This is a genomic window from Gracilimonas sp. (genome assembly GCF_017641085.1).
Lineage (GTDB): Bacteria > Bacteroidota > Rhodothermia > Balneolales > Balneolaceae > Gracilimonas.
The window spans coordinates 88,210-113,658 of record NZ_JAEPPI010000002.1 but is presented as its reverse complement, the minus strand read 5'-3'; the positions used below and the strand labels follow the sequence as shown (position 1 = coordinate 113,658).

Genomic DNA, 25,449 nt, shown 5'->3' with positions numbered 1-25,449 from the left:
TTTGTTGTCTGAAAATCAGCTCAGATTACATTCCCGGCTGGTATTTCAGGGTACTTACAGGATGTGATTCTGCACGTCGGTTTCTTTCGCAACCGGGTGTATTGGCATCCATTTCAGCTTCGGTACACTCAACAGGTGCTTTACCTAAACCACGAGATTCGATGCGGTCTTCAGAAATGCCGTTTTCTGTGTAGAAATCTACAACAGAAGTTGCTCGACGAAGGCTGAGTCGTAAGTTATACTGATCGCCACCCACGTGGTCAGTGTAAGCGTCAACGCGTACACGGAAAGCAGGAGCGTCTTTAAGAACTTCAACATTATCCATCAGTGCTTCGGCTGCATCAGCTCGGATATTAGAGCGGTCAAAGTCGAAGTTGATAGTAGTGAAAGAATCTTCAGTCAGGTAAACAGGGTCGCTGTCGTCGGTAGGGTTGGTGCCCATATCGATTTCCTGCATGTCGGTAAATCCGTCGCCGTCAGAATCTGCGTTGTTAGGATTCGTGCCATGAGTCATTACTTCATCATAGTCATTGAGTCCGTCACCGTCAGAGTCGGCATTGTTAGGATCTGTTTCGTGCTCGTTGATTTCATCGCCATCGCTGAGCCCGTCGCCATCAGAATCTGTACTGTTAGGATCGGTGTTATAAGAGTTAACTTCGTCACCGTCACTCAGGCCATCGCCGTCAGTGTCAGAGTTCAGAGGGTCTGTTTCGTAAGTGTTGATTTCGTCCGCATCAGTAAGTCCGTCGCCATCAGAATCCGCTGAATTAGAATCAGTACCTAATTCTGCTTCTTCGGCATCGGTAATTCCGTCGCCGTCAGTGTCTACAGGTTCCTGGACAACGGGTTCGTCAGAACCACAGCCATACTGTACTACGGTACCACCTACTAAGAAAAGTGTGAGAACGAGAAGATGGATAGTTCGCTTCATATTAAGATTTCTCCAATTCAATTAATTATTAGGGTTATAATATACACTATTTTGAATGAAAATAATGATACTGGGGTGTGTATCAAAAGAAAAATTAGCTAAAAAAAGTTAGCATAAGTTTCATACTACCGGTATCTTTGATATTCGTTTGGGGCTATAGCTCAGCTGGCTAGAGCGTCGCGCTGGCAGCGCGAAGGTCCGGGGTTCGAATCCCCGTAGCTCCACATAAGCCTTTTTCGCTTTGGAAAAGGCTTTTTTTATGCAATTCAGTAAAATATTAGGGTTTTTAATAAGCAGGTTCATAAACATTAGAGTTAACCGGATCGCTTGTTTGTATGCTGCTTATCCTTTAAAATGAGCATGATTTATAAAAACGGGAGTTACAATGAAAATGAACAAGAGATCATTAAAAATTTGTCTTGCACTTTTTGTACTTGCACTCATAGGTGTTGTTCCCAATAAATTTGCCTCAGCACAGGACGTCGCCTTAAATGTTGAGCCGAGTCCAATTTTGGATAATGCTCAAACACTCAGCCTTACCGGTTTAGGTATTGATACAGAAGGTAATGGGCCGGTATTGATATCCGCTACCATGGAGAATCTCTCCGATGAAACCATAGACAATCTGTACTTTGAACTGATTGTGTCGGCCGGCAAAATAGGGAACATCGTTGAAGTAACTCAAAATGCCTCCCGTCCGTTTTCCCTGAAGCCATTTCAGTCGGTTTACTTTACTAACAATGATTTAGCGAACGAACGCATTCCCGGGATTAACCAAACATTTTCTTTTACAGGGGGATTAACAACAGAAGGTGAAGATTTTCTGAGTGATTTATCCGGCTCTACTACTCTGCCCCGTGATACATATACGCTGGAACTGATTTTGTTCAGAGTAACGGATGCACAAGGAAGACAGAACCTGGCCAGGGATATAGCCGAAATTGGCGGGGGCAGTATGACCGGAGCTTCTTTTGAGGAAGGAAACATTTATCTGAAAACACCGGGCGATGTGGTGGGGACGGAAAGCGAAATCACAAACCCCTTTCCTCAATTCAGCTGGGAAGGAGAAAATAATGTTTCTTACCGGCTGCTGGTGGTAGAGCAGCGAGGACAAGACAGTCCCGAGTCGTTGCTTGCCAGCGCCAAAAGTTCGGCTCCCGTAGGTAATGGCGGCTCACTGCTTTCCTTCGAAAACCTGGATGTAATCGTTCAGGCCAATTCCTATCAGTTTCCTTCATCGGGCGTGCAGCCTTTGGAGAAAGGCAAAACCTATTACTGGCAGGTTGTAACCACGGTGCAATCCAGTGGAGACAGCGAGGAAGTATCATCAGAAATATGGAGTTTTGTACTGAAAGATGCCGGCCAAGCTACAGCAACAGCGCCTATTTCCACAGAAGTACGACGTGCAATTGAGCGATTAATCGGGCAGGATGCGTATCAAAGGTTGAAAGACAGGGGATTTACCCTGGAATCGATACAGTACGACGGGCAGGAGTTTACCGGTCCTGCTGCCTCATTAAAACTGGAAGAGTTGCTCCAGAAAATAAGAGATGAAGAAATTATCGTGGAAGGAAACTGAGGGATCACATGAGTATCATTAAAAAGAAATTGTATGCTTTTATCGTACTGCTTGTTGTAGCAGGGTTTGCACTGCCGGAAATTGCCCGTGCTCAATCGGAACGGCCAATTGCCATCGTAAAACGGTTCAAACCTGATGTTACACTTCAAAATCTTGAAGTTGATAAGTACATTGAGCTTAACCTCGAAGAGAACAAAGGTGAACGTCTTTTTGACGGGGACTCACTTACAACAAACGAAGAAGGTTTTGCACTGGTCGTATTTATGGATGCCAGCGTGGCTAAGGTGAAACCCAGTTCATTGTTGATTTTGAACGGTTCCGTAGCCACTGCTTCGAAGGCCATGAATACCCGGATTAATTTGAAGAACGGGGAAATATTCTTAAATGTGGAACCACAGGGAGGCAATGATTTTGAAGTGGCCACCAGCCGCTCGCTCGCTTCGGTTCAGGGAACTGATTTCGGTAGCCGCTTTGATGGTTTTGTATGGGTTGAAGAAGGACAGGTTGATGTAATGGCACTCAACTCCGGGGAAACCGTTTCGCTGTTTGATCAAATGTTTGCCCAGGTAGATGAGCAGGGAAACAGTGTTGAGTCGGGCACGCTGACATCGGAAGAATTGAGTGACCTGGGAGAAGGGTACGATGAAATGGAGAACGATCTCGTTCAGAAAGAAATCATCCTCAGGTTCAGAGACCAAAACGGACAGCTTCGGGAAGTAAGAATTGATGTGTTTGAGGAAAGTGATAATTAAATAGAGTTGTGCGTGGGTTTCGGATAGTTTAAGATTAATAAATACATATACAGTGATTGGGGTAGTAAAAAAAGGACTAATGCTATTGCTGTTTTTAACAGTATCAGGGGACGTGTGGGCACAATTCACCATACAGCACCAGGCGCCGGTAGCCGTTGAAAGAAATGTACAGAATATGCTGGAATTTCGGGTTCCCGGGATTTCGGAAGCTGATTTTCAACGAGCAAATCTATTCTATAGGTATGATGGTGATTTTGGATATCAGCAGCAGGAAGTGGAGTACAGAAACGGGGTTTTTCAGGCCTTATTCACCGTCCGAAATTCCAATGCCAGTTCACTGGAATACTATTTTGAACTGACACTTAATTCCGGAGAGCAACTTTACTATCCCAACAACCTGCCATCAGAAAATCCGGTTGAGGTAGAAGTTGTTGAAAGCCTGGAGGAGCAAAAGCCAAAGCTGGAAGGGGTCGATTATACGATTCTTTCTCCCCGGCCGGGTAATGGTGTTACAAGAGATGATGTAGTAATAGCCATCGCCCTTTTTTATGAGAAGTCGGACCTGGAGCCCGGAGAATTTCAGTTGCTGATTGACGGGCAGGATGTGACCTCAGAAGCCGACACCTCCGCATATTATATATCCTATGTGCCGGATGATTTATCCCCCGGTCCGCATACCATATCCCTTGAATATAAAACGGAAGATCAGAGCTATTCAGTTACCGACTGGAGATTTGCAGTGGTTGCACCGGGGCAGGCTTCCTTTAGGGGATTTGGCCCGAGCCGTGTTCCGCAAGGTCAGGTTGAGCTGACGGCCAGAAACCAGGTGATAGCCGGTGACATAAACAATGCCTACACCGGAAGGACAAGCATTTCAGGAGCGTATGGAAAATTCCGGTATTCAGTGAATGGGTACCTGACTTCCCAAGAATCGGTGCGACTTCAGCCCCAAAACCGGTATGGTATTGATTTAGCCTATGGAGACTGGTGGGACTTTGAAGCCGGGCATGTATATCCGGTATTGAGTCAGTTTACAATTTCTGGCCGGCGGGTTCATGGGCTGAATACATCACTGCATTTGCTGAATGATAAACTGAATCTGCAATTTATATATGGGGAACTGGATCGGGAAATTACCAATCAGTACGACAGTCTCGTTGTTGAAGAGGTAACCATCGGGGCTGATTCTGTGGTTGACCGTAATTATTTGTTGACCTATCAGGATGGTGGAAGAGGAACGTTTCAGCGAAGGGTTGTGGGGGGAAGAATTGGAATTGGAAACGAAGAAAAGTTTCAGCTTGGGTTCCACCTGTTAAAGGCACATGATGACACCACATCCATATTTAATGTGCGGGATTACATGGACCTTGTTAACTCAAATGTGCTTCTGAACAGCAATCTCGATCAGCCTGCAAGGGATACACTCCTGGCTAACCCGGATCGGCTGGATGTACGTGGTGGAAATATCAAACCTCGCGATAACCTGGTGGCCGGAACTGATTTAAAATTAGGCTTCAACAATAACCGAATTCGGTTTGAGTCGGAAGCGGTGATCAGCGCACTGAATAACAATATTTATGACGGTCCGCTTACTGTGGAACGAGCGGAGGAATTAGGATTTGATGTTGATCAGGGTATGGCAGATTTACTGGAACAGCTGTCATGGCTCATCATCGTCAATGAAAACATGAACACGCTGCCCTTCAGAATTTCCGAAGATGAAAACGGGGATATTTCAGGAGATGCTTTTTTTCCAACCAGTATTTTAGCGGGCAACAGCGAGCTTTCATTCCGCTACCCCAATAACAATTTCAGAGCGCAATACCGATGGATTGGTCCCGGTTTTAATTCCCTGGCTAATTCTACCATCCGAAAAGATGTGGCTGGGTTCACCCTCACCGACCGGATGAACTTCTTGGCTAACCGCTTGTACCTGACGCTGGGATATGAAAACCTGAACGATAACGTGAGCGGCACCCGCGATGCCACCACCAATACCATCACCTACCGAACCAATGTAAGCTGGTACCCGGTTGACCGTAAACTGCCGAGGGTTAGTGCCGGCGTACGGTATAGAACACGAGACAATGGCATTGAACGCCAGAATTTCTTACTCCCCGATGATTTAGTGAAAGCCGCCGTGCAAAATATACGGCAGGAAACCAGAACCATTAATGGTCAGGATACACTGATCACCCTGGTTACTCCAACGCCACGATCAAATTATACCGTCAATATCAATACATCGGTGACACAACAGTTTAACTGGATGAATGCCCGAAATGATGTATCTCTAAGCTTTTCGAACCTCAAAACCACGGACGAAGTATTTGCCTACGGAGATGTATTAAGTACCTCATTTTCATTGAGCCTGAACTCCCGCTTTTCTGAATTGCCACTGGAAACACAGTTTGGTATCACCACCAACAGTACGGAAGCGGGCACAGGCCAAAACGATATAAATATATTCGGAATTTATACTTCCGGTAACTACCGGCTGATGGAAGACAATCTGATTTTGAACGGCCGGCTGGCCATCACCCAGAATAAAACAGCATCACGAATGATTGAAATTCGGGATGACCCTAATTCCGAAGTCCTCAACGACAATCCGCGCGATAACTATTTTGTGCTGAGTGATGAGGTTACCAAAAACACTTATTCTACATTTGTTTTACAGGCTGGAGCACGCTATAATTTCAATGAGTATCATGCTTTGGTTTTTGATGCCAATCTTACCAATGTAAGCGGCCAAAACCGGGCAAACGATCGCATTGTACAGCTCAGATATGTATTCAGCTTTTAACTAAATGGCCCCCAAGAAGAAAAGACTTACTTCCGTTGCTCTTATTGCCATTGCTGCGTTTGTTGTGTCTTTTGTGCTCATGCTGATCAGGCCCATTCAGGTAACAGAGCTCAAGTATTATGATCAGCTTTTTGAGTGGCGCGGTCCTCTGGATGTGTCGGACTCTCCTATCGTTTTGGTAGCTATTAGTCAGAAAGCCGATGAGGATATCCCCCAGAAATTTCCATGGCCTACCAACCTTCATGCCCGGCTTGTTGAGAACCTGAACCGTGCCGGAGCCAAAGTGATCGCCTTTGATGTGGTATTTAATAATCGGGATTTATACGACTATAAAAATGATACCACCTTTGCGGAGGCTATCAAAAAGCATGGAAATGTGATTCTGGCCGGCGACCTGCAGCGAACGGTTTCTGAGTTCTCGGACGAAATATCCACCTTGTTTCCAACACCGGTGCTGCGCGTCAATAATCCAAACCGGGTAGCGCTGGTGAAAGTGCATCCGGACATAGACGGCGCTATCCGTTCTTACCGCTTTGGGCAGGAGCATCAGGGGGAAGACTATTACCGGTTGGGACTTGAAGCACTGAGGTTATACCATGGAATTCCCTATGAAGAGATTGACCCCATCGGGCCAAATCCTGGCAGCGATTACTTTACATTTGGTCCTTACGAAATTCTGAAAGACCGGCCGAACTCTTTTCTCATCAATTATTATGGGCCGGAAAGTACATTCCCGGAAATTTCTTATGAGGAAGTGATTGACGATACCGGCTACACCACCGTATTTGAATCTGAACTGGGTGGGGTGAATACCTTTGATGATCCCGACTTCGGACATTTAGCCAAGGGTACTTTCGAAGATAAGATTGTGATTGTAGGCGCCACTATGCCCTTGCTGAAAGATTTCTATACCACTCCTTTTGCGAACGAAGGCAACAATCCGCGGCCGGGATATCAGGTTCATGCCAACGCTATTCAAACCGTTTTAGATGGCAACTATATCGAGCGGTTTCGAGGATGGTACACGCTGCTAATTATGTTTTTTCTGTGCCTTGGAATTACTTCTGTGAACCGGGTTGCGGGAGCTTCCTGGGGCATTACGGCTTCGGTGGTATTGGCGGCCGGTTATTTTGGGATTACGTACTGGGCATTTATGAGCCACAATGTGTTGATGATGATCACCGGTCCGCTGATTGCCGTTATTATAACCCAGGGTGGTATGGTAAGTTATGAATATTATATCGAGCAGAAGGAGAAGCGGCGGATTAAAGGGATGTTTGCTTCCTATGTTTCTCCGGAGTTGGTTGACCGTATGATTGCCTCGGGTGAAGAGCCTCAGCTTGGGGGCGAAGAAACGCACATGACCGCCTTTTTCAGTGATGTGGTAGCCTTTTCCACCTTCTCCGAGCAGCTGGAAGCCAAAGAGCTGGTAACCCTGATTAATGAGTACCTGAGCACTATGACAGACATCCTGAACAGTCGTGGCGGTACGCTCGATAAATATATCGGCGATGCCATTGTGGCCTTTTTTGGCTCGCCCGTCCCGATGAAAGATCATGCTTACCAGGCGTGTGTGGCTTCTCAGCTCATGCAAAAAGAATTGAGTGAACTGCGGAAGAAGTGGGAGAAAGAGGGATGGTCGGATTTAGTGGCGAATATGCATCAGCGTATTGGCATGAATACCGGGGTGATGGTAACCGGAAATATGGGTTCGTCCCGGCGCTTTAATTATACCATGATGGGAGATAACGTAAACCTTGCTGCCCGTTGCGAAAGCGGGGCCAAGCAATACGGAGTGTACACCATGGTAACGGAATCGACCAAAAAAGAAGCCGAAGAGTACGGGGATGATTGCCTGTTCCGGCTGCTGGATAACATTGTGGTGAAAGGAAGAACCCAGCCGGTGAAAGTGTATGAAATTGCCGGCTTACGCGCTGATGCCGGTCAGGAGCAGCACGACTGTATAGGGTTGTATGAACAAGGATTGGAGTACTACTTTAAGCAGGAATGGGATGCAGCAATAGAGAAGTTCAAAGAGTCCCAAACGCTGGAGCGCTATGAGAGAAATCCGTCGGGAATATTTATTCGGCGTTGCGAATTGATGAAGGAAGAATCACCGGGCGATGACTGGAACGGCGTGTTTATTATGAAGAGAAAATAGACAAGCAAAAAATGCGGAGAGGGAGGGATTCGAACCCTCGATACCTCGTTAGAGGTATACTCCCTTAGCAGGGGAGCGCTTTCAGCCACTCAGCCACCTCTCCGTTTTTGAAGGGCAACAAATATAGCGACCTTTCCACACTAATAGCAACCCTGATAAAGCTTTAATCTGAGTGTTTTCGGGAAAGGTTTTTTTGCTTTTGAAGCCTTGTTTCAAAGTTGAAATACGATGATAACTACTCTACTTCTCGTCAGAATCTAACACATAAATTTGAGAGAGATTTCTCCCTTCCTGTGCATAATCGAGTCCATACCCCAACACAAAAGCATTTGGAATCTCGAAGCCCACATAATCGAGCTGAACATCGTGATGGGTGGCTTCCTTTTTGTGGAGAAGCGTACAGACAGCCACTGAAGCCGGGTTGTTTTCTTTAATCCGCTTCACCATATAGTTCATGGAAAGACCGGTATCCACAATGTCTTCTACCAGGATCACATGCCGCCCTTCGATTTTGGCATCAATGTGCTTCAGCTCCGTTACCTGTCCGGATGAAACCTTCTTATCGCCATAGCTGCTGAGCTTCATGAAATCCACCTCACAGTCGATGCTCACATGTCTCATGACATCAGCAAGGAAAATAAAAGCCCCGTTCAGGATGCCGATAAAAATAGGTTTCTTACCCTCATAGTCCTTATCCAGCTGATTGCCAAGTTGGTTCAGGCGTTCATCGATCTGGTCTTTGGTAATAAAAATTTTGAATTGTTCACCGTTACAAGTCACTGTATCCGGTTGGTAAAAAGTAGAACTCATACTAACTGAAATTTATCGTCAAAAAAGTAGTTGATGTGGATTCGCATTTAGCCAATTCAGAGATGGCTCCCTGCTCATTATTAGTCGCGGGAACAGGATATAGAATAGCATAAATAGTACTATCTGATCCGCACAATACCAAAGCTTTTTCTTTAAAATGTGAGGGGATTTTCCGGTTTGTCAGATGGTCGGATACTTTCTGATGCCCGGCCATCCCCAAAGGCTGTAAGGCATCGCCATCGCTCCAGCTTCTCAGCGTCAACGGCCAGGAAAGTTTGGAGGCATCCAGCTTCAGCGCGGATTTGACGGACGGCTTCTTTGTTTTTTTCAGGGTGACGCCATTCAGCCTATAGCCTTCTCGTGCATTTTCTTTCGAGATTTTTTGGGAGACGTCGTCAATGCTTTCATCTTTCTGAAGGTGAATCCCGTTCCGTTCGCGAGTCAAAACGAGGTTTCCGACTTTCATGCTTTTTCCGGGTTGCAGAAATTCAAGTTCCGTTAATGTTTCAAGCTGACCTTTGGAATAGACGCCCTCCAGCCCGAACTGATCAAGCAGTGTTTTGAGCACAGCCGGCTTCAGGATTTGCGGAAGCTGAGCGTATTTCTTCAGGTTGATGCTGTTGTTGTTCGTCACCTGCTCAGTGATTTCCGTGATACTGGCTTCAAATAATTTGCCCTGTTCCGGGAGGTTCAGAATGTTTTGCTTCCAGCCGGGGAGCAGGTTGTCCATTTGTTGGGCGAATTCATTTCGGATAAAATTTCGCGCATAATCAGAACTTTTATTGCTTTCATCGGTGCGGTAGGGAATAGCTTCTGCTTCGCAAAAAGCGAGAATATCTTTTTTATCAAAATTGAGCAGGGGGCGAAATAGCTTGCCATCCCACTCTCTCATACCCTGCCAGGCAGCCGGACCGCTTCCCCGAAACAGCTTCTGTAAAATAGTTTCCACCTGATCATCCTGATGATGAGCCGTAACAATAGCTTCAGCTTTAAAGTCGCCCTTCAAATCCCGAAAAAACTGATACCGTTGTGTGCGCGCCCAGTTCTGAAAGTTCTCGCCTTCTGCCTCTTTTGGATTCAGCCGAATGGAACAGCACTCAAATCCCCACTGAAAAGCCAGCTGCTCTACCAGTTCCTGATCTTTGTCTGCCTGCTTCCCGCGCTTGCCATAATTGACATGAACCACCAGCGCCTCCCGCTCCAGCAGATGAAAAAGATAGAGCAAAGCCATCGAATCGGGCCCGCCGCTTACACCCAGAATGAAAAAGGTATCCGGTTCAAAATAATCGGCGAGGCTCTGAGAAAGGTGCTTCTGAATTTTTTTGGAAATAGATTTTGCCATAGAAAAAAGTAGGAAGAAATTAGGAAAGATGAACACCCAACAAGGAACATCCAACTTAGAAGTTCAAAGGCTTGTATGAAGTTATCTTCTCTTTAAACGTTCGGTGTTCCTTGTTGGGTGTTTCGCACAGGCTTGGAACTTGGAATGTAAAACATCGATATTCCCATCTTCAAAAATCAAATTCAAACCCGACCAATGTACCCCAACCGCCCCTGGATTTACCATCACGATGAACCACTGACCCGTTACTCGCTGGGACAGGAAGGCGATAATCCGCTGATTTGTTTTGGGGTGAATCCCTCCACGGCCAAGCCGGGAGATTTGGATCCCACCGTGGCATCTGTAGCCCGATTTGCGATGGAAAACGATTATGACGGCTGGCTCATGTTCAACCTCTATCCGCAGCGGGCCACCAATCCGGATAAAATGCACAAAAACTTCCAGAAGAAAATTCACGAGAAAAACGTGGAAGTGATTGCGGAACTAACTGACGATCTGTCCGCCGACATCTGGTGTGCCTGGGGAACGCTGATTGAAAAACGACCGTACCTGTCGCGCTGCCTGCAGGATATTTACGACGCCATCTCAGGCAACGGCAACCGGTTCTTTACCCGCGGACGCATCTCCAAAGCCGGGCATCCTCACCACCCGTTGTACCTGAGGAAAACGGCTCCCATGGATGAATTTGATGTGCAGCGATATGTGGAAGAAGTGATTTAGAGGAAATTCTAAATTCCAAGCTCCAAGTACCAAATCCCAATATCCAAATCTCAGCAACTCTGCCTCAATTCAACATTGAATGTTGGATGTTCCTTATTCAATGTTCCGGAGGAGAAGTTCTTGCAAAAACGGTTATAATTGCTTCAATTCCATGCATTCAACACTAATCTAATCCGGGGATCATGGGAAAGAAAACAATACTGCTTCTTTGTCTGCTAACAGCGGGCAGTGGACTATATGCACAGGAAAAAGAAAACGGGGAAAAAGAGTCCAAAACAGACTACACAGAGGCCATTGTTTTGGTGGAAGTGTGGATGGACGCCATGCAGAAGTTTGATGAAATACCCGGCATCAGTGCCATAGCGCTGGAAGACCAGGAGGTCATTTGGAAAGGGGCCTACGGAGAAGCAAATCCGGATGAAGATGTGAAAATGGAAACCAACACCATTTGCAGCGTGTGTTCTATTTCCAAGCTATTTACTTCCATCGCAATTATGAATTTATATGAAGATGGAAAACTGCGACTGGATGACCGGCTGGAAGACGTGATGCCCGGTTATGACCTTGAACAGCAATTCGAGCTCAGCGGCCCTATTACCATTCGTAATCTACTCACCCACTCTTCGGGATTGCCACGCGAAAATGCTTATTCGCACTGGACTGATCCCAGCCTTGAATTCCCGAGCAAAGAGGAAATACTCTCATCGCTGAATGAACAGGAGACACTATATCCCTCGTCCACTTACTTTCAGTATAGCAACCTGGCAAAGACTTTACTGGGATATATTGTGGAAGAAGTATCCGGGCAGACTTATGATGAATATGTAACAGAACACATCCTGGAACCATTGGAGCTGGATGATACCCGACCCGATATGCCGGAAGATTTATGGGGAGGTCAGCTTGCTGTTGGATATACCGTTGAAACTATGGAAGGCAAACAGCATAAGCTGGATTTATTTGACCCCAACGGGGTAACCCCGGCAGCTGGATTCAGCTCTACAGTAGAAGACCTGGCGGATTTTGCTGCCTGGCAGTTTCGCCTTTATGATGCGGAAGAAGAGGAGATCCTGCATCCCTCCACCATTAAAAACATGCACAACATTCACTGGATGGATAGCGATTTTGGAACCAGCTGGGGACTGGGGTTTTCTGTGTATAAAGGTCCCGGCGACAAGAAATGGGTTGGCCATGGAGGGTATTGCCCCGGTTACCGAAGCACACTGATGATGAATCCGGAATCAAAAAGAGCCTACTCGGTGATGACTAACAGCAATAATCCCAGTCCCGGAAAATACGCACGGGGCATCCATGCTATTTTATCCAAAGCAGGGAGTATAGAAGCGGCCGATGAAGAACTGGCTATGGAGCTGAAAGCATATGCCGGTTATTATGAGGGACAGGTTGGTCGAGGCATCAGCTATGTAGGCACCTGGGGAGATAAACTGGTGAGGATGGGACTTCCGGCCGATAACCCGGGTGAATTTTCCAAATACCGCCGGGTGGATAAAGACCATTTTGTACGTATCCGGGATAACGGAGAAGATGGCGAAAGCATGCGCTTCATCCGCAATGATAAAGGTGAAGTCATTCATATGAAGTACTACGATAATTATATGTCAGATAAAATAGAGCTGGAGTAAAACCCGGGCTTAAAAAGTCTAATTTAGCCCCCTGCGTCATCCCGGGCCTGCCTATGCCGGCAGGCAGGTGAAGTGTAACGCAGATTCGGAATCTCCTATTCTTAGCCACCAACTAACCAAGGCGTCCTTTCCCCTTAACCAAAGGGGAAAGACAGAAAGGGGTCCGCCTGCTAAGGACAACACTGGTCAATTAAAGTCTCCGCTACACAGCATCAGCGATCGATTTTCTGATTTGCGAATGATCGATAGACCGAATAACCGATTTGCGAATTTGTATTCTAAGACCATAATCACGATTAACCACAGCGAAGGGTTGAAACCCATTCGCTTGTGTAAAGGAATACATCCTGCCCTCATAACCCGGAATCCCGGGGGTGCCTTTGCAAAAACTTCAACATTCAATGTTGGATGTTGGATGTTCGGTGTTCCACCGGCAGATCCTTCGCTACGCTCAGGATGACAATTGCACACTCGGGCTTTCTAAGCTGCCCTGCGGGCAGTCATTTTCCTGCGGACAATTCATCCTTTAAAGTTGGATGTTCCTTGTTGGATGTTCATATTCCCTCATTCTTCAACAATCTCAAACTCTATAACACAAGCCATGCTCCGCTATTTTTGTGCTATTCTGATTATTGCAACTGCCTGTACTTCTGAAACCAAGCCGCCGATTGAGTGGGGCGAGTCGCCATGGCCCGAGATACGGAAGGAGCGGATTTCTACCCTGTTACCGCAGGCCATGGAAGCAGCCGGAGTAGATGCGTGGATCGTCATCTGCCGGGAGAATAACAATGACCCCATCGCCGATCACATTGGCGGGGAGAATGCCGGAGGTACGGCGGCCTTTCTATTCTATCGGGATGAAGACGGTTTTCATTCGCGGGTATATTCGCCCGTTGGGGAAGCTACCGCCCTGGATGAACTGGATATTCATGATGAGGTAATTCCGGTAGAGCGGGGCCGGTCCGCTATGGAGCAGGCAGCAGATTTCATCCGTCAGAAGGATTTCGAAACCATTGCGGTAAACTCATCTGCCTCCAACGCCCAGGCCGACGGACTCAGTTTCACTCAGCGGCAGGCACTGGAAAAAGCATTGGGTGCTGAGCTTTCCGGCCGGCTGGTTTCATCGGAAGAGCTGATTTATGAGTGGCTGTCGGTGAAAACGCCCCGTGAGGTAGAGATCATGACCAAAGCTGCAGAGCTGACGGCTCAATGGCAGCTGGAAGCTTATGAAATCATTGAGCCCGGGGTAACCACCGATGCCGAGGTAGCCGCCTTCCTGGATGCGAAAATGGAAGAGTATGGAGTGGGAGAAGCCTGGAACCCTACGCAGAATCCAAATGTAAACTCAGGAGCCGACCGCGGACATTCCCACGCCACCGACAAAGTGATTATGCCCGGAGATGTAATCCAAACTGATTTCGGCATTAAGTTGTATGACCGGTGGGTGAGTGACATCCAGCGTTTTGCTTATGTATTAAAAGAAGGAGAAACCGAAGCCCCGGAAGACATTCAGTTTTACTGGGAGTCGGCCAAAGCCGGAAACCGTGCGGCTTTCAACGCTATGAAACCCGGCGTGCGGGGCGAAGACGTGGATGCCGCCCAGCGAAAGCTGATGGAAGAAAACGGATCGGAATATGTGATGTGGAGTACCGGTCACCCGGTGGGGTATGTAGCTCACGACACCGGACCGAATTTAGGCGGTTCCCATATCCCGGGGCAGCGCCCCTCAGCCCAGAAGCTCCTTAAGCCGGGGATGGTGTTTGCCTTCGATGGTTTCCACAGCTGGCCGCTCACCGACAGCACCTATAAAACCATATCGGTAGAGGAAATGGCGGTGATAACGGAAGACGGGGCTGAGTTTTTGATTCCTCCTCAGGAAGAGTGGATTTTGGTGGAGTGAGTTGAAGTTCAAATTCCAATGACCAATGATCAGTGATCAGGATCGAGGTTTATGGGTTTTATAATACCAGTCATTGCGAGGAGGCGGTTGGGTATGATTGGTTTGGGATGTATAACGACGAAGCAATCTCCCTGATTAGGATCAAAGTTCGTTACAGTCCCTTTGCATTAAACCCATTCGCAAATCGCAAATCGGTCCATCGATCATTCGCACATCAAAGAGATTCTTCGTTAACCGCTATGTTCTCGTTGTTCTCGTTCCGAAGGTCCACCTTCGGAACGCCATCCCGGAAGCTCCTGCTTCCCTTCCCTTGCTTCTATTTTTATTTTAAGACTCTACCATAACGCAGAAAATGTGATTTCCCACAAGCCGGAATATTACTTCCTCCTCCGGGGGGTGACCGAACAACAGGATTGGGAATCCTGGCTCATTTTCATGTTAAAGGCCGTGGAAGTAACCGCCGAAAAAACCATGAAGCGGATCGATGACATACGCATCCTGCTGGATGGAATCCTGGAAGAAGCCAAACACAAGCTGCCCGACCGGGTGTATTCCAAGGAGTTGATTGAGTTGCTCTTTGAACAGCCTTATTGCAAAGTTAAATTCCTGGTAGGCCGAAACTCGGCCAAGCGGCAAACCGCTGCCGACTATTTAAAAGAACTGGAGTCGGCCGGAATTTTGAAGAGCAAACAGGTGGGACGTGAAATGTTATACCTGAATACGCGCCTCTACGAGCTGCTTTCCTCCTGATATGTCGATGATTTCGACACGTTGCCGGAATATGTCGATGAGCCAATTTTGAACAAGGAACGCCGAACTTTCTGGGGGGTGTTTAATCGATTAATAGAATCACTAATCGCTCTATCGATCATTCGCAAATCAAATGGTGTTCTTTTGATACTAAATAAGTTTATGATTTAAATAAATCGGTGAGGTAGTTTGGGAAAGTAATTCCTGTTCCGTTCTTAGTATAGCTCATGTGTGTAACGATGGATTGGTTAAGGTTGATCGGTTTTGTCGTTACACCAAGATCAATGGGTAAAAGATGAGACTCGCTGTTTGAATGATGAATACTTTAATCGATCCCACATCATTGAACCACCGTGCCCGAATGACTGGTCGGTTGGTAATCCGCCGATGGGCGGATTTCTTGATGTTTGTAAAAAACAGAGCTTAAAAGCTGAAAACCTAAATTGTTTTGATGTTCAAGCTTTTTAAATATTCAAATGTTGGGTCATAGAAATCAGACTTTCTGGTATGGTCTTCTGAATCTCCCTCTGGCACCACAATAATCATTCCTTGTCTTGCTCTTGTTAGTAAAACGCGATAGGCATTAACTAAATAATCCTGCCTTTCCTTTTTAAGAATATTCTGCCATTTGCTGCCTCTGAAAGAGTTAAAGTCCCATCCATTTTTCGAGTATCGTAAATCCCCATCCCAAATCAGACAAGTCCAATCTAATTCAAGTCCTTGAATATGAAATTCTGTGGCAACTTGTTCCAAATAGTAAGAAGACCGCACATCATCTTTACCATTTAAAAACCAGTGAATTGGATTCATTGGAGATTTAACATCAACTGCATATGGTTTCAACCTTTCTGCCTGTGATGATACGATTAACCCATACCTTTCACTTCCTCTGGCTTTTTCTTTCAACCATTTTTTGGCAGCCTTTAAATCACGAGTTAAGACAATTGGATAATCTACTGGGATACTTTCTAATGCTTTTTGAGCCTTTTCAACATTTAGGTCTAAAAGATGTTTAATAAAAGCTGAAAGATTTTCTGCTCTATATGAACGTAATGAAACAGATAAATGAAGGTCTTTGTTTAGATGTACTTTGGTAATTTCACTTAACTGCTGAATAGACTCTACCGCATCATATTCTGAATCCGTTAAATTGGGTGATATATAAACTTCCCAATCTGTGAAACGATTTTTAATAGCTCTCAACCATTCTGAAATTCCTGCTTCACCAGTATTGATTTCTTGTCCACCACCAACCAAGCAAATAATCACGGCCCAATCATCATGCCGATCTAAACATGAAACCAAGAATTCAGGTTCTGATGAATCAAAATCATCAATTCCTTTCCTTCTTTTCATAAAGCTTACGGTTTGTTTCTTAGTCCACGCTCGCTGAGCTTCATCAAATATTGCCACGTGGTCTACAGGAGGTTTAGGATCTCTGATGTATTCATCTCTATAGTGGTGAATATTTTGAATGAATGTTTTTACACTGGATCTTGCCCGCTTTTTAGTCAGCTTGTTTCCTTTTGCTCTCTCCCTTTTTACCCGATCTCTGGCAAGAGCTTCTTGCAGAATATTTACTAAGGGGCCATTTCCTGATAGATACACGCTTGCATCACCATTTTTATGATCGAGGTGTTCAGTTGCAACATTCAGCCCAACTAATGTTTTACCTGCTCCTGGGACTCCCGTAACAAAGCAGATCTTTTTTTTCCTTTGTTTTCGTGCTTCATCAATTAGTTTTGTGATTACATCTGTTGTCTCTGACAGGTTTTTGGCGCTAGCATCACTTCTCGTGATTTCATCAACAGAGTGAGTGTTGTATAATGAAAGAGCTGCCTCAACAATTGTTGGTGTTGGAGCATATCTTCCTGCTGAATATTTTTCCCCATCTATAACTTCATTTTCACTTAAAAAGTCGAGTGTAAGTTCAATTGATTTTCTTAACTCTGATTTATTGGCCTTTATGGGGTTAATAAGATTATCGTTGTGTGAAGTGGTAGTTATATCGAGAAAAGAGTTTTTAGCCTCAGTGGCTACTAATATTGGAACTAGTACGGCTTGATGACTAGGTTCATGAAAGTTTTTCAAATCAAGTGCATAATCCCAAGCTTGATCGATGTCGTAACTTAAATACTTACTTTCACCTACTTTAAATTCAATCACAAATATGACATCCTGAATTATAAGTAGGACATCAACTCGACTCCCCATTCTTGGGATTGAAAATTCAAAAAATAATTCTCCTTCAAAGCCCTTAAGGGTTTCCTTAAGTATTGAGATTTGGATTTCCCATGCTTTGCTTTGGGTATTTCGCGTATCAAAGTTATCGGAATGGGCAATTTCTCCTAGTATTGTTGATGGAGCTTTTTTTAAAAATGCAGAAATAGAATCTTTGTAGAAATAGTTAAGCATCAAAAACTCTCCTGAAATTCTTCAAACTTCTCATTATGATATTCCAAAGCCTGTCCTGAGGGACGAAATGACTCTTCCGGTAGCAGAATGGATTGATTGTTCAGCTCCCAAAGTTCTCCGATTTCATTTCTTTGGTCTTTCAGCCAGCGGGAAAACTGAATTTTAAAATTCGGATTCACAGTAAACATGAAGGTATCAAACATCCAGTGATGTGAACGGCATAGGGAAATGCCGTTTCTTGGATCGTCATTTCTGCTTTTGCTCCAGGGAATGATGTGAGCTCCTTCAACCAGTGTTTTTCCTCCAGGCGTAACAACCCGGTTTCTGCAGAGGGCACAGGTATAGTTATAATTACTTCTTACAATTCTTGAAAATCCCTGTTTTCTGACCTGATATTTACCCGTCCGGTATTTCTGTTTATCGGTTTTATCTCCATGAAACTTTACGAAAGGGTCGGCGGCAATTTCAACCAGTCTTCTCGTGTATTGATATGACTGAACGTTGGCTGAACTAATCTCTAAAACTTCTTTGGCTATCTCATCAGAAAAATAGGTGTCGGCAAGAAAAGAATGCAGCTGATGGTTCGTCTCTGAATTAAGGAATAACTCAAAAACGCCGGGGTCAATCACGGCATGGGAAACACGTTCCTGAAGTCCGCCAAGCGACGGGGCATTTGAATATTCAGGATAACCCTGATTGTATTCAAGCTGCCAGAAATCCTCACTTTTCATATAAAAGAAAGGCAAAGCGAGGGTTGTTGACCGGTCTTCACCCATGATGGCATTCCAGTACGTGAAAAAAGTTTCGATCAGCTCCTGAGTCAATGCTATCTGATTGCTTGCAATCCATCCCTGTTCTGTTCCATCCAGAATACTAAGGAGTAAAAAGGGTTTATGTGGAGCCCTGCCTTTGGTACGTTCATTCCAGTATTTAGGGTTTTTATCGCTGTTGAGATTTCCAAACAGCTCTAATATGTGAGCAGGGATTTTTTCCATGTGCTCAATGATAGCTTACTGTTTTCAAAAAGGCTAAATCTTATCTGAAAAAATCATCAAGACTTTTGAAAATTTCTATTTAGAAGAAAATTTCAAAACGTATAGACGATAATATTTTTTTATATAGATGATTTTGTAAAAGCATATAAGGGTTTTTGAAAAGAGTATAGATTGAGTTGCTCGTATCCCATCACCCCCATAAACAAAGCCTATGACACGGCCGGAACCATTCTTCCCCGAATACTTTTATACCCATCAACAATTCAAACGAAGAATACCAAACGAACCCCGGATTTACGAGATGAAAAAATTATTACTGCTTGCACCTGTTTTATTTTTGATAGCAGCGTGTGGCGATAGCAAATACAGCACCAATGATAAAAATGTAGTAGGGCAGGAGATCAGCTACTCCACCGATGAGATTACCATGAATGGGTATATCAGTCAGGACGAAAACAACTTTGCCAAGCGCCCGGGGGTGCTGGTGGTGCATGAGTGGTGGGGCCATGATGAGCACGCCCGCAGGGCAGCGGATGAACTGGCCAAGCTCGGCTATGTAGCCCTGGCCGTGGATATGTACGGTAACGGCAAGCAGGCTTCCCATCCCGATGATGCCATGAAGTTCTCCAATAACGTGATGAGCAATTTCGACACGGCCAAAGCACGGTTTAATGCTGCCCTGGAAACCCTCAAAAACCGGGGCAATGTGGATTCGACTAAAATAGGAGCTATCGGCTATTGCTTTGGCGGAAGCGTGATCCTGGCCATGGCCAACTCCGGCTCCGACCTGGATGGCGTGGCTGCTTTTCATGCCGGACTCCAACTCCCCGTGATGCCTCAGGACACCCTCTCCTCCCGCATCCTGATCTTAAATGGCGCCGATGATCCCTTCGTGACGGAAGAGCAGGTGACCAACCTGACCGGTGCGTATGAAGAGCTGGGCGCAGACTATCAATACATCAATTACGACGGCGCCCAACATGCCTACACCAACCCCGCCGCTGATTCCCTCGGCCAGAAGTTTGACCTCCCGCTTGCCTACAACGCCCAGGCCGACAGCCTGAGTTGGGAAGAGATGAAGGGCTTTTTGAATGAGACCTTTTCCGGCAATGAGGTGGAGAAGTAATAGAGCTGTTACTCAACGAGTAACGTCCGCCTGGAGGGCGGCTAAGAATACATAACAACGCCCAGTCATCCTGAACGTAGCGTATGCGGATTGAAGGATCTGCCGGTGGAATATTGAACATTCAATATCGAACATTGAATGTCGAAGTTTTTGCAAAGGCAGGCCCGAATGATTGGTGATGAGGGGAGGTTGCATTCCTTTACTCAAGCGAATGGGTTTCAACCCTTCGCGGTAGTTGATCGTGGCTATGGTCGTAGAAAACCAAATCGAAAATCGGCTGTCCGGTCTATCGATCATTCGCGAATGAGGGGCGTTTGGGGGTCTTTAATTGAAGGGTTTTGTCCTTCGCTGGCGGACCCTATCCCTGCCTTTGCCGGCAGGCAGGTCTGTCTCTTTCCCTCCGGCGAGTGTGTAAAGGATTTTTGCAGGTATCTACCGCCGCAGGGAAAGAGGACTCCTTGGTTAGTTGGTGGCCAGGAATTCGACTTCGCAAATCGGTTGTTCGGTCTATCGATCATTCGCGAATCACAGAGATCCCTCAGTTGTTCGCTAGGCCTGCCTTTGCCGGCAGGCAGGCTCACGCCTTCGGGATGACTGGGCTTATTCACACATTCCTTACGCCCCGTACCGGTGCGATGACGATTATTGCGTCATATTTTTTGTAAGGAATTGGTTTAGTGTGGCTCTGACTGTGTATGAAAACCTATTTTACCTATATCACAACAAACCGAAAGTATGGGGTGCTTTATACCGGCATGACAAATAATCTGATTGTCCGTACCAGTCAGCATAAAGAGAAAATGTTTAAAGGCTTTTCTTCGAAGTACAATACTGACCGACTGGTATGGTTTGAAGAATTTCAGTGGGTCCATAATGCGATCATCCGGGAGAAAGAAATCAAAGGCTGGAGGAGGGAAAAGAAGATTGAGCTTATCGAATCTATCAATCCGGAGTGGGAAGACTTGTATCCAAAATTACTTGGAAAGTAATGCCCGCCTGAAAGGCGGCTTAGAATAGTCGCCAACGCCCCTGTCATCCTGAACGTAGCGTATGCGGAGTGAAGGATCTGCTTGAATAAGCTTGATGATGTTAAGGAAGTGCCTCAGCATATCAAGGAGATCCCTCAGTCATTCACGTTGTTCATTCCTTCGGGATGACAGGGCGTTATCACACATCCCTTACGCCCCGCAGGCGGGGCGATGCCGCGATGCGCCATTTTCATTTTTTAGACAAATAAAATCACCATGGCGGCGTAGGAAATGACAGCCAGGGTTCCGGCGAGGATGGCCAGGGGGAATTGGGTTTGCACGTGGTCCATCAAATCACAGCCGGTGGCCAGGGAGGAGAGGATGGTGGTGTCCGAAATGGGGGAACACTGGTCTCCGAAAACAGATCCGCCGATTACCGCTGAAAAGCATAGGGTTAGGAAAAACACATCCGGCACCACGGCCCAGGCCAGCGGGATGGCGACCGGAAATACAACCGCATAAGTTCCCCAAGAGGTGCCGGTGGAAAAGGCGATGAGCATGCAGAGGATCATCAACAGTCCGGGCAGGAGGAAGGCCGGGATTACATCGCCGACGGTATCAACCACATAAGCGGCGGTTCCGACTGCATCGGCTACCTCTTTAAGGGTGACGGCCAGGGCCAGGATAATCGCTCCGATGGTAACGCCTTTACATCCGTCAATAAAGCCATCAACAACCTCCTGCAGGTTCATGCCTTTGGCTAAGGCGATTCCAAATCCAACCAATACAGCAAGCACAAAAGCCTCGGCAATCAGCAGCATGGAGTCTTCGCCCATATCCAGGAAAAAATAGGTGACAACATAGGGGATGATGGCTACTCCAAGCAGGGTTCCAATTGGACCAAAAAAGTCGATGAGTCCGGGGTTGTAGTCTTCGGGAACAGCACTTTTGGTAAGTTCATCGGCAGCCATAGGCGTAGCTCCTTCACGATCGAGGCCTTGTCCGGAACGGGCGCGCTTGATGGCGGCTCTCATTTTCTTTCCGGGTACGAAAGGGAACTTGTCCCACGCGAAAGCAAGGGTGAGCAGGATGGCGAAAATCGCATAAAAGTTATAGGGCAGGGCAGTGAAGAAGAAGGCGATACTCTGCTGAGTCGTTTCCAGAAAAGGGAGGGTTCCGATGATGAGTCCGCCCACGTAAAACGGCCATACGTTGAAGGGGATCAGGGTGGCGGCCGGGGAAGCGGTGGAATCAACCATGTAAGCCAGCTCTTCGTGCGACACCCTGTGTTTGTCGGCCACAGGCCGAACCGTAGCTCCAGTCAATACGGTACTGATGGTTCCTCCCTGGTGGAAAACGAGTCCCATCAGCCAGGTGAAGAACTTGGCGGTTTGAGGTCCGCGCACCATTTTCTTACTGGCCCAAACGGCAAATTTCTCCGCACCGCCGGTTCGCGTCCAGATGCCAATTAATCCTCCCAAAGCCCATAAGTACACGATGATAATCAGGGCAAAACTTTCGGTTCCAACGGAGGGAATCAGGAAATCCTGTACGATATTGAGCTTGCCGGAAATCACACCGCCCAAACAAATCCCGATGAACAGCGAGCTAACCACTTCGCGGGTATAAAATGCCAGAACAATGGCTACCAGCGGCGGCATGATGGACCAAAATCCGTAATGTCCGCTTTGCTCCGGGAAAACCTGGTTCACTCCGGCATACACCCCGGCGATAATCAGCGCGATGAATGCACCAACACCTATCCTGCGGCGGGTTTTGGGATCTTTCCACTTCTCTTTGGTTCCGGCAAAATCATTACTCATAGGCTGGGTTGTTTGTTTAATATCGCAATGGATGGTACCGAATGAACACTGAACATTCAATAAAGAACCTGAGAACATCCAACAAGGAACTTCCTTCGGAACATCGAACAAGGAACATTCAACATTGAATGTTAAAGTATTGGAGAACCGGTTTATCGAATCTATCAACCCCGGCTGGGAAGACCTGTATCCAACATTGCTTGGAAAGTAATGCCCGTCCGCCACCTGGCGGACGGCTAAGGATGTATAAAAACGCTCCTGTCATCCTGAACGTAGCGTATGTGGAGTGAAGGATCTGCTTGCATAAGCTTGATGATGTTAAGGAAGTGCCTCAGCATGTTCGGATGCATGACAGGGAGATCCCGGATCTTCGTTGCACTTCGCCTGCCTGCCGGCATAGGCAGGTCCGGGTTGACGGGTGGGTAGGGTCGTGGAAACCAAATCGCAAATCGGCCGTTCGGTCTATCGATCATTCGCAAATAAGGGGCGTTTTGGGGTCTTTAATTGAAGGGTGTTGTCCTTCGCTGGCGGACCCCTTTCTGTCTTTCCCCTTGGTAAGGGGAAAGGACTCCTTTAATGGTTGGTTGCCATAAAAAAGAGATCCCGGATCTCCGTTACACTTCGTCAGGGATGACGGGGCTTGTTCCAGCATTTCTTACGCCCCGTACCGGGGCGATGTCGCGTTGCGCCATAAAAAAGGCGCACCTGATAATCAGATGCGCCTTAAGTTTGTGGTACTAATAAATCACAAAAGCTCTGCGATCATTAGTTGAACAGCTTCTTAATCCAGCCGAAGGCTCCGTCGGATTTGCTTGGACTTGGACGTTTGCCGTTGCTATCTCCTTCTTTTCCACCGGAAAGTCCGTCATAACTTGGACGGGGAAGTCCGTTAGCGGATTTCTTCTCTTTCGGCTTTTTACGTCGCTTGCGGTCGCGGTCGTCGTTTTTGCTTTTCTTATTTTTATTGCTGCTCTTTTTCTTGGAGCTTTTATCTTTCTTATCCGACTTCTTGCTTCGGCCTTTTTTCTCCTTCACTTCTTCAGGAAGGGGAATTTCAGTGGGGGCATAGCCTACTTTCTTCACAATCTCGTCGATGTCATCTTTATCCATTTTGGATACCAGCGACACCATACGGGCAGCTTTCCCATTTCCGACCAGCTCCGCGCGATATTTATATTCTTCCACTTCGTTAGGCACGTCATAATTGATGACCTGCTTCACTTCATTCAGTTCTATTTCAGTGGCAGAAAGTCCGCCAACCAGCAGAATCTTCATGTCGCCGGAAGTAAACTTTCCGAAGCGTTCGTCATAATACTCCTGCTTCAGTCCTTCGTTGATGCTTACTACACCCCATCCTTTTTTACGGATGATGCGGAACAGACGGTCGGTAGTGCGCTTGGAAGCAGCAAATACCACGATTTTATCCGTCAGCGTATCTTCAAGGTGAGCAAGCAGGGTAGAGATTTTCGCTCTTGGAGGAACATAAATGTATGCCTGGGTCAGGTCTTCAGGAACGGTAGGCTCTTCTTCATTATCGGAATCAGCCTTAGCTTCCTGCTCGTCCTCTTTTTCCTCTTCCTCTTTATTTTCTTCCGGGTTGAGCACGACGCTTACACTGGCCTCGTCCAGTTTGCGGTTCACTTCTTCCTGATCCAGCTCAAAATCTTCCGATTCTTCTTGTTCCTGTTGATCAGATGGTTGCTCTTTAGATTCTTCTTTTGCTTCGGATTTTTGTCCGGAGTCGGAATCAGAGTCAGACGCAGCTTCCTTAACATTGGATTCATCAAACCCATGAACCACAGGGTCTTTCAGGAAAGCAGAGGAAAGCTGTTGGGTAGCTTTGTTGTTGGATTCAGAGAAAATAAGCGTTTGTGGCTCACCCTCGGTTAACTGCATGATGTCCTTCACCCGGTTCACCAGGTTATAGTTCTCCATGCCGTGGGCTTCGTCAATAATGACGAGATCCACTTTGGGAAGCTTCAGCTTATTCTTATCCAGTATTTCAATCAGCCGGCCGGGGTTTGCCACCACAACCGGTGCTCCATCTTTAATAGCTTCTTCCTGAGCGGTGCGAATTCCTTTCATGGAAAGCGCTGCACTACTTATTTGAGCATGGTAGCCCATGGCCCAAACTTTTTCGTCTATTTCCTTAACTCGCTCAATAGATGGTGTTAGTATTAAAACTCGTATGCCAGAAACCTCTCCGTTGCTTGTCAGTTTTTGCAATGCAGGTATCAAAAATACACCGTCATCACCAGCTTCATGTTTTACAAGCATATGTCTGCCTTGTAGTGCCGGTGGTATAACTTCAGTTTGGAGAGGTGTGGGTTTTTCAATTCGTACGTCGGCCAGCCCACTCATTAATTCGGGGCTAAGGCCAAATTCTTCAAAAGACAATGGTTACACCTCATTCAATTTTGGCGTTATAGTTCAATTTTCAAAGATCGTGTCTTTAATCAAAAGACTTCACAATATACAAAAAATGTATATGAAGCTCAGGGATTTTGAACATCGAACAAGGAACATCGAATTTTGAACGTTTTAAGGGTGATTCTTTAGCGATGGTTGTTGATGAAAACGAAATCACAATTCGGTTAATCGGTCGTTTGCAATTCAGGGAGATCCCTCAGTCATTCGCTATGCTCATTTCTTCGGGATGACAGGTGGTAGAGTGATGCTGGGTTGAGGCAGGTTGTAATCAATTATCCAAGCGAATGGGTTTTAACCC

Annotated in this window: 18 protein-coding genes, 2 tRNA genes and 1 riboswitch; of the genes, 11 read left to right on the top strand and 9 right to left on the bottom strand. The window is 46.3% G+C overall.

Annotated features, from left to right (window positions below; translation table 11 throughout):
- Window positions 1–25: 25 nt before the first annotated feature.
- Window positions 26–931 (bottom strand): OmpA family protein, encoded by a 906-nt coding sequence (locus JJ941_RS07425; protein ID WP_290963335.1) that lies wholly within the window; start codon window positions 929–931, stop codon window positions 26–28.
- Window positions 932–1,081: 150 nt separating this feature from the next.
- On the opposite strand from JJ941_RS07425, the gene JJ941_RS07420 reads away from it, so the two are divergent.
- The 5 genes from JJ941_RS07420 to JJ941_RS07400 all read left to right on the top strand — a co-directional run bounded on the left by JJ941_RS07420 (window position 1,082) and on the right by JJ941_RS07400 (window position 8,229).
- Window positions 1,082–1,155 (top strand) — tRNA-Ala (locus JJ941_RS07420).
- A 167-nt stretch (window positions 1,156–1,322) separates the two neighbouring features.
- On the top strand, window positions 1,323–2,510 hold the full coding sequence (locus tag JJ941_RS07415) for a hypothetical protein (protein ID WP_290963332.1): 1,188 nt from the start codon (window positions 1,323–1,325) through the stop codon (window positions 2,508–2,510).
- 8 nt (window positions 2,511–2,518) lie between these two features.
- The gene (locus JJ941_RS07410) at window positions 2,519–3,262 is read left to right on the top strand and encodes a FecR family protein (RefSeq protein ID WP_290963329.1); all 744 of its coding nucleotides are present in this window, start codon (window positions 2,519–2,521) and stop codon (window positions 3,260–3,262) included.
- 79 nt (window positions 3,263–3,341) lie between these two features.
- Window positions 3,342–6,068: a hypothetical protein gene (locus JJ941_RS07405; RefSeq protein WP_290963327.1), complete on the top strand. Its 2,727-nt coding sequence runs from the start codon at window positions 3,342–3,344 to the stop codon at window positions 6,066–6,068.
- Between the two features lie 4 nt (window positions 6,069–6,072).
- Window positions 6,073–8,229, top strand: coding sequence for an adenylate/guanylate cyclase domain-containing protein (locus JJ941_RS07400; RefSeq protein WP_290963324.1), 2,157 nt, complete (start codon window positions 6,073–6,075; stop codon window positions 8,227–8,229).
- 14 nt (window positions 8,230–8,243) lie between these two features.
- Here the strand turns inward: JJ941_RS07400 and JJ941_RS07395 are convergent.
- The 3 genes from JJ941_RS07395 to tilS all read right to left on the bottom strand — a co-directional run bounded on the left by JJ941_RS07395 (window position 8,244) and on the right by tilS (window position 10,381).
- Window positions 8,244–8,332: transfer RNA gene (locus JJ941_RS07395), tRNA-Ser, on the bottom strand.
- A 137-nt stretch (window positions 8,333–8,469) separates the two neighbouring features.
- Window positions 8,470–9,039 carry a hypoxanthine phosphoribosyltransferase gene (gene hpt / locus JJ941_RS07390; protein ID WP_290963321.1) on the bottom strand — a complete coding sequence of 190 codons (570 nt, stop codon included), beginning with the start codon at window positions 9,037–9,039 and terminating at the stop codon, window positions 8,470–8,472.
- A gap of 1 nt (window position 9,040) precedes the next feature.
- Window positions 9,041–10,381 (bottom strand): tRNA lysidine(34) synthetase TilS, encoded by a 1,341-nt coding sequence (gene tilS, locus JJ941_RS07385; RefSeq protein ID WP_290963318.1) that lies wholly within the window; start codon window positions 10,379–10,381, stop codon window positions 9,041–9,043.
- Between the two features lie 195 nt (window positions 10,382–10,576).
- Between tilS and JJ941_RS07380 the strand changes: the two genes are divergently transcribed.
- The 4 genes from JJ941_RS07380 to JJ941_RS07365 all read left to right on the top strand — a co-directional run bounded on the left by JJ941_RS07380 (window position 10,577) and on the right by JJ941_RS07365 (window position 15,394).
- A complete protein-coding gene (locus tag JJ941_RS07380; RefSeq protein WP_290963315.1) occupies window positions 10,577–11,101 on the top strand; it encodes a DUF1643 domain-containing protein in 525 nt (174 codons plus the stop codon).
- Window positions 11,102–11,283: 182 nt separating this feature from the next.
- Entirely contained in the window at window positions 11,284–12,744 is a 1,461-nt protein-coding gene (locus JJ941_RS07375) for a serine hydrolase domain-containing protein (protein ID WP_290963313.1), read from the top strand.
- 601 nt (window positions 12,745–13,345) lie between these two features.
- A complete protein-coding gene (locus JJ941_RS07370; protein WP_290963312.1) occupies window positions 13,346–14,644 on the top strand; it encodes a M24 family metallopeptidase in 1,299 nt (432 codons plus the stop codon).
- 354 nt (window positions 14,645–14,998) lie between these two features.
- Entirely contained in the window at window positions 14,999–15,394 is a 396-nt protein-coding gene (locus tag JJ941_RS07365; protein WP_290963311.1) for a hypothetical protein, read from the top strand.
- A gap of 295 nt (window positions 15,395–15,689) precedes the next feature.
- Window positions 15,690–15,806, bottom strand: a riboswitch (SAM-I-IV-variant riboswitch).
- A gap of 26 nt (window positions 15,807–15,832) precedes the next feature.
- Here the strand turns inward: JJ941_RS07365 and JJ941_RS07360 are convergent.
- Entirely contained in the window at window positions 15,833–17,809 is a 1,977-nt protein-coding gene (locus JJ941_RS07360) for a DUF2075 domain-containing protein (protein WP_290963310.1), read from the bottom strand.
- The gene (locus JJ941_RS07355; RefSeq protein WP_290963307.1) at window positions 17,809–18,804 is read right to left on the bottom strand and encodes an HNH endonuclease; all 996 of its coding nucleotides are present in this window, start codon (window positions 18,802–18,804) and stop codon (window positions 17,809–17,811) included. Before JJ941_RS07355 ends, JJ941_RS07360 begins: the two co-directional genes overlap by 1 nt.
- 301 nt (window positions 18,805–19,105) lie before the next feature.
- Between JJ941_RS07355 and JJ941_RS07350 the strand changes: the two genes are divergently transcribed.
- Complete coding sequence (locus JJ941_RS07350) at window positions 19,106–19,930, top strand: dienelactone hydrolase family protein (RefSeq protein WP_290963304.1); 825 nt, start codon at window positions 19,106–19,108, stop codon at window positions 19,928–19,930.
- Window positions 19,931–20,625: 695 nt separating this feature from the next.
- Entirely contained in the window at window positions 20,626–20,919 is a 294-nt protein-coding gene (locus JJ941_RS07345) for a GIY-YIG nuclease family protein (RefSeq protein WP_290963301.1), read from the top strand.
- Window positions 20,920–21,155: 236 nt separating this feature from the next.
- Here the strand turns inward: JJ941_RS07345 and JJ941_RS07340 are convergent, their stop codons facing one another.
- From JJ941_RS07340 to JJ941_RS07330, 3 genes are all read right to left on the bottom strand, one after another.
- Window positions 21,156–22,721 (bottom strand): Na+/H+ antiporter NhaC family protein, encoded by a 1,566-nt coding sequence (locus JJ941_RS07340; protein ID WP_290963298.1) that lies wholly within the window; start codon window positions 22,719–22,721, stop codon window positions 21,156–21,158.
- A 236-nt stretch (window positions 22,722–22,957) separates the two neighbouring features.
- Window positions 22,958–23,194 (bottom strand): hypothetical protein, encoded by a 237-nt coding sequence (locus JJ941_RS07335; protein ID WP_290963296.1) that lies wholly within the window; start codon window positions 23,192–23,194, stop codon window positions 22,958–22,960.
- 292 nt (window positions 23,195–23,486) lie between these two features.
- The gene (locus JJ941_RS07330; RefSeq protein ID WP_290963293.1) at window positions 23,487–25,118 is read right to left on the bottom strand and encodes a DEAD/DEAH box helicase; all 1,632 of its coding nucleotides are present in this window, start codon (window positions 25,116–25,118) and stop codon (window positions 23,487–23,489) included.
- Between the last annotated feature and the right edge of the window lie 331 nt (window positions 25,119–25,449).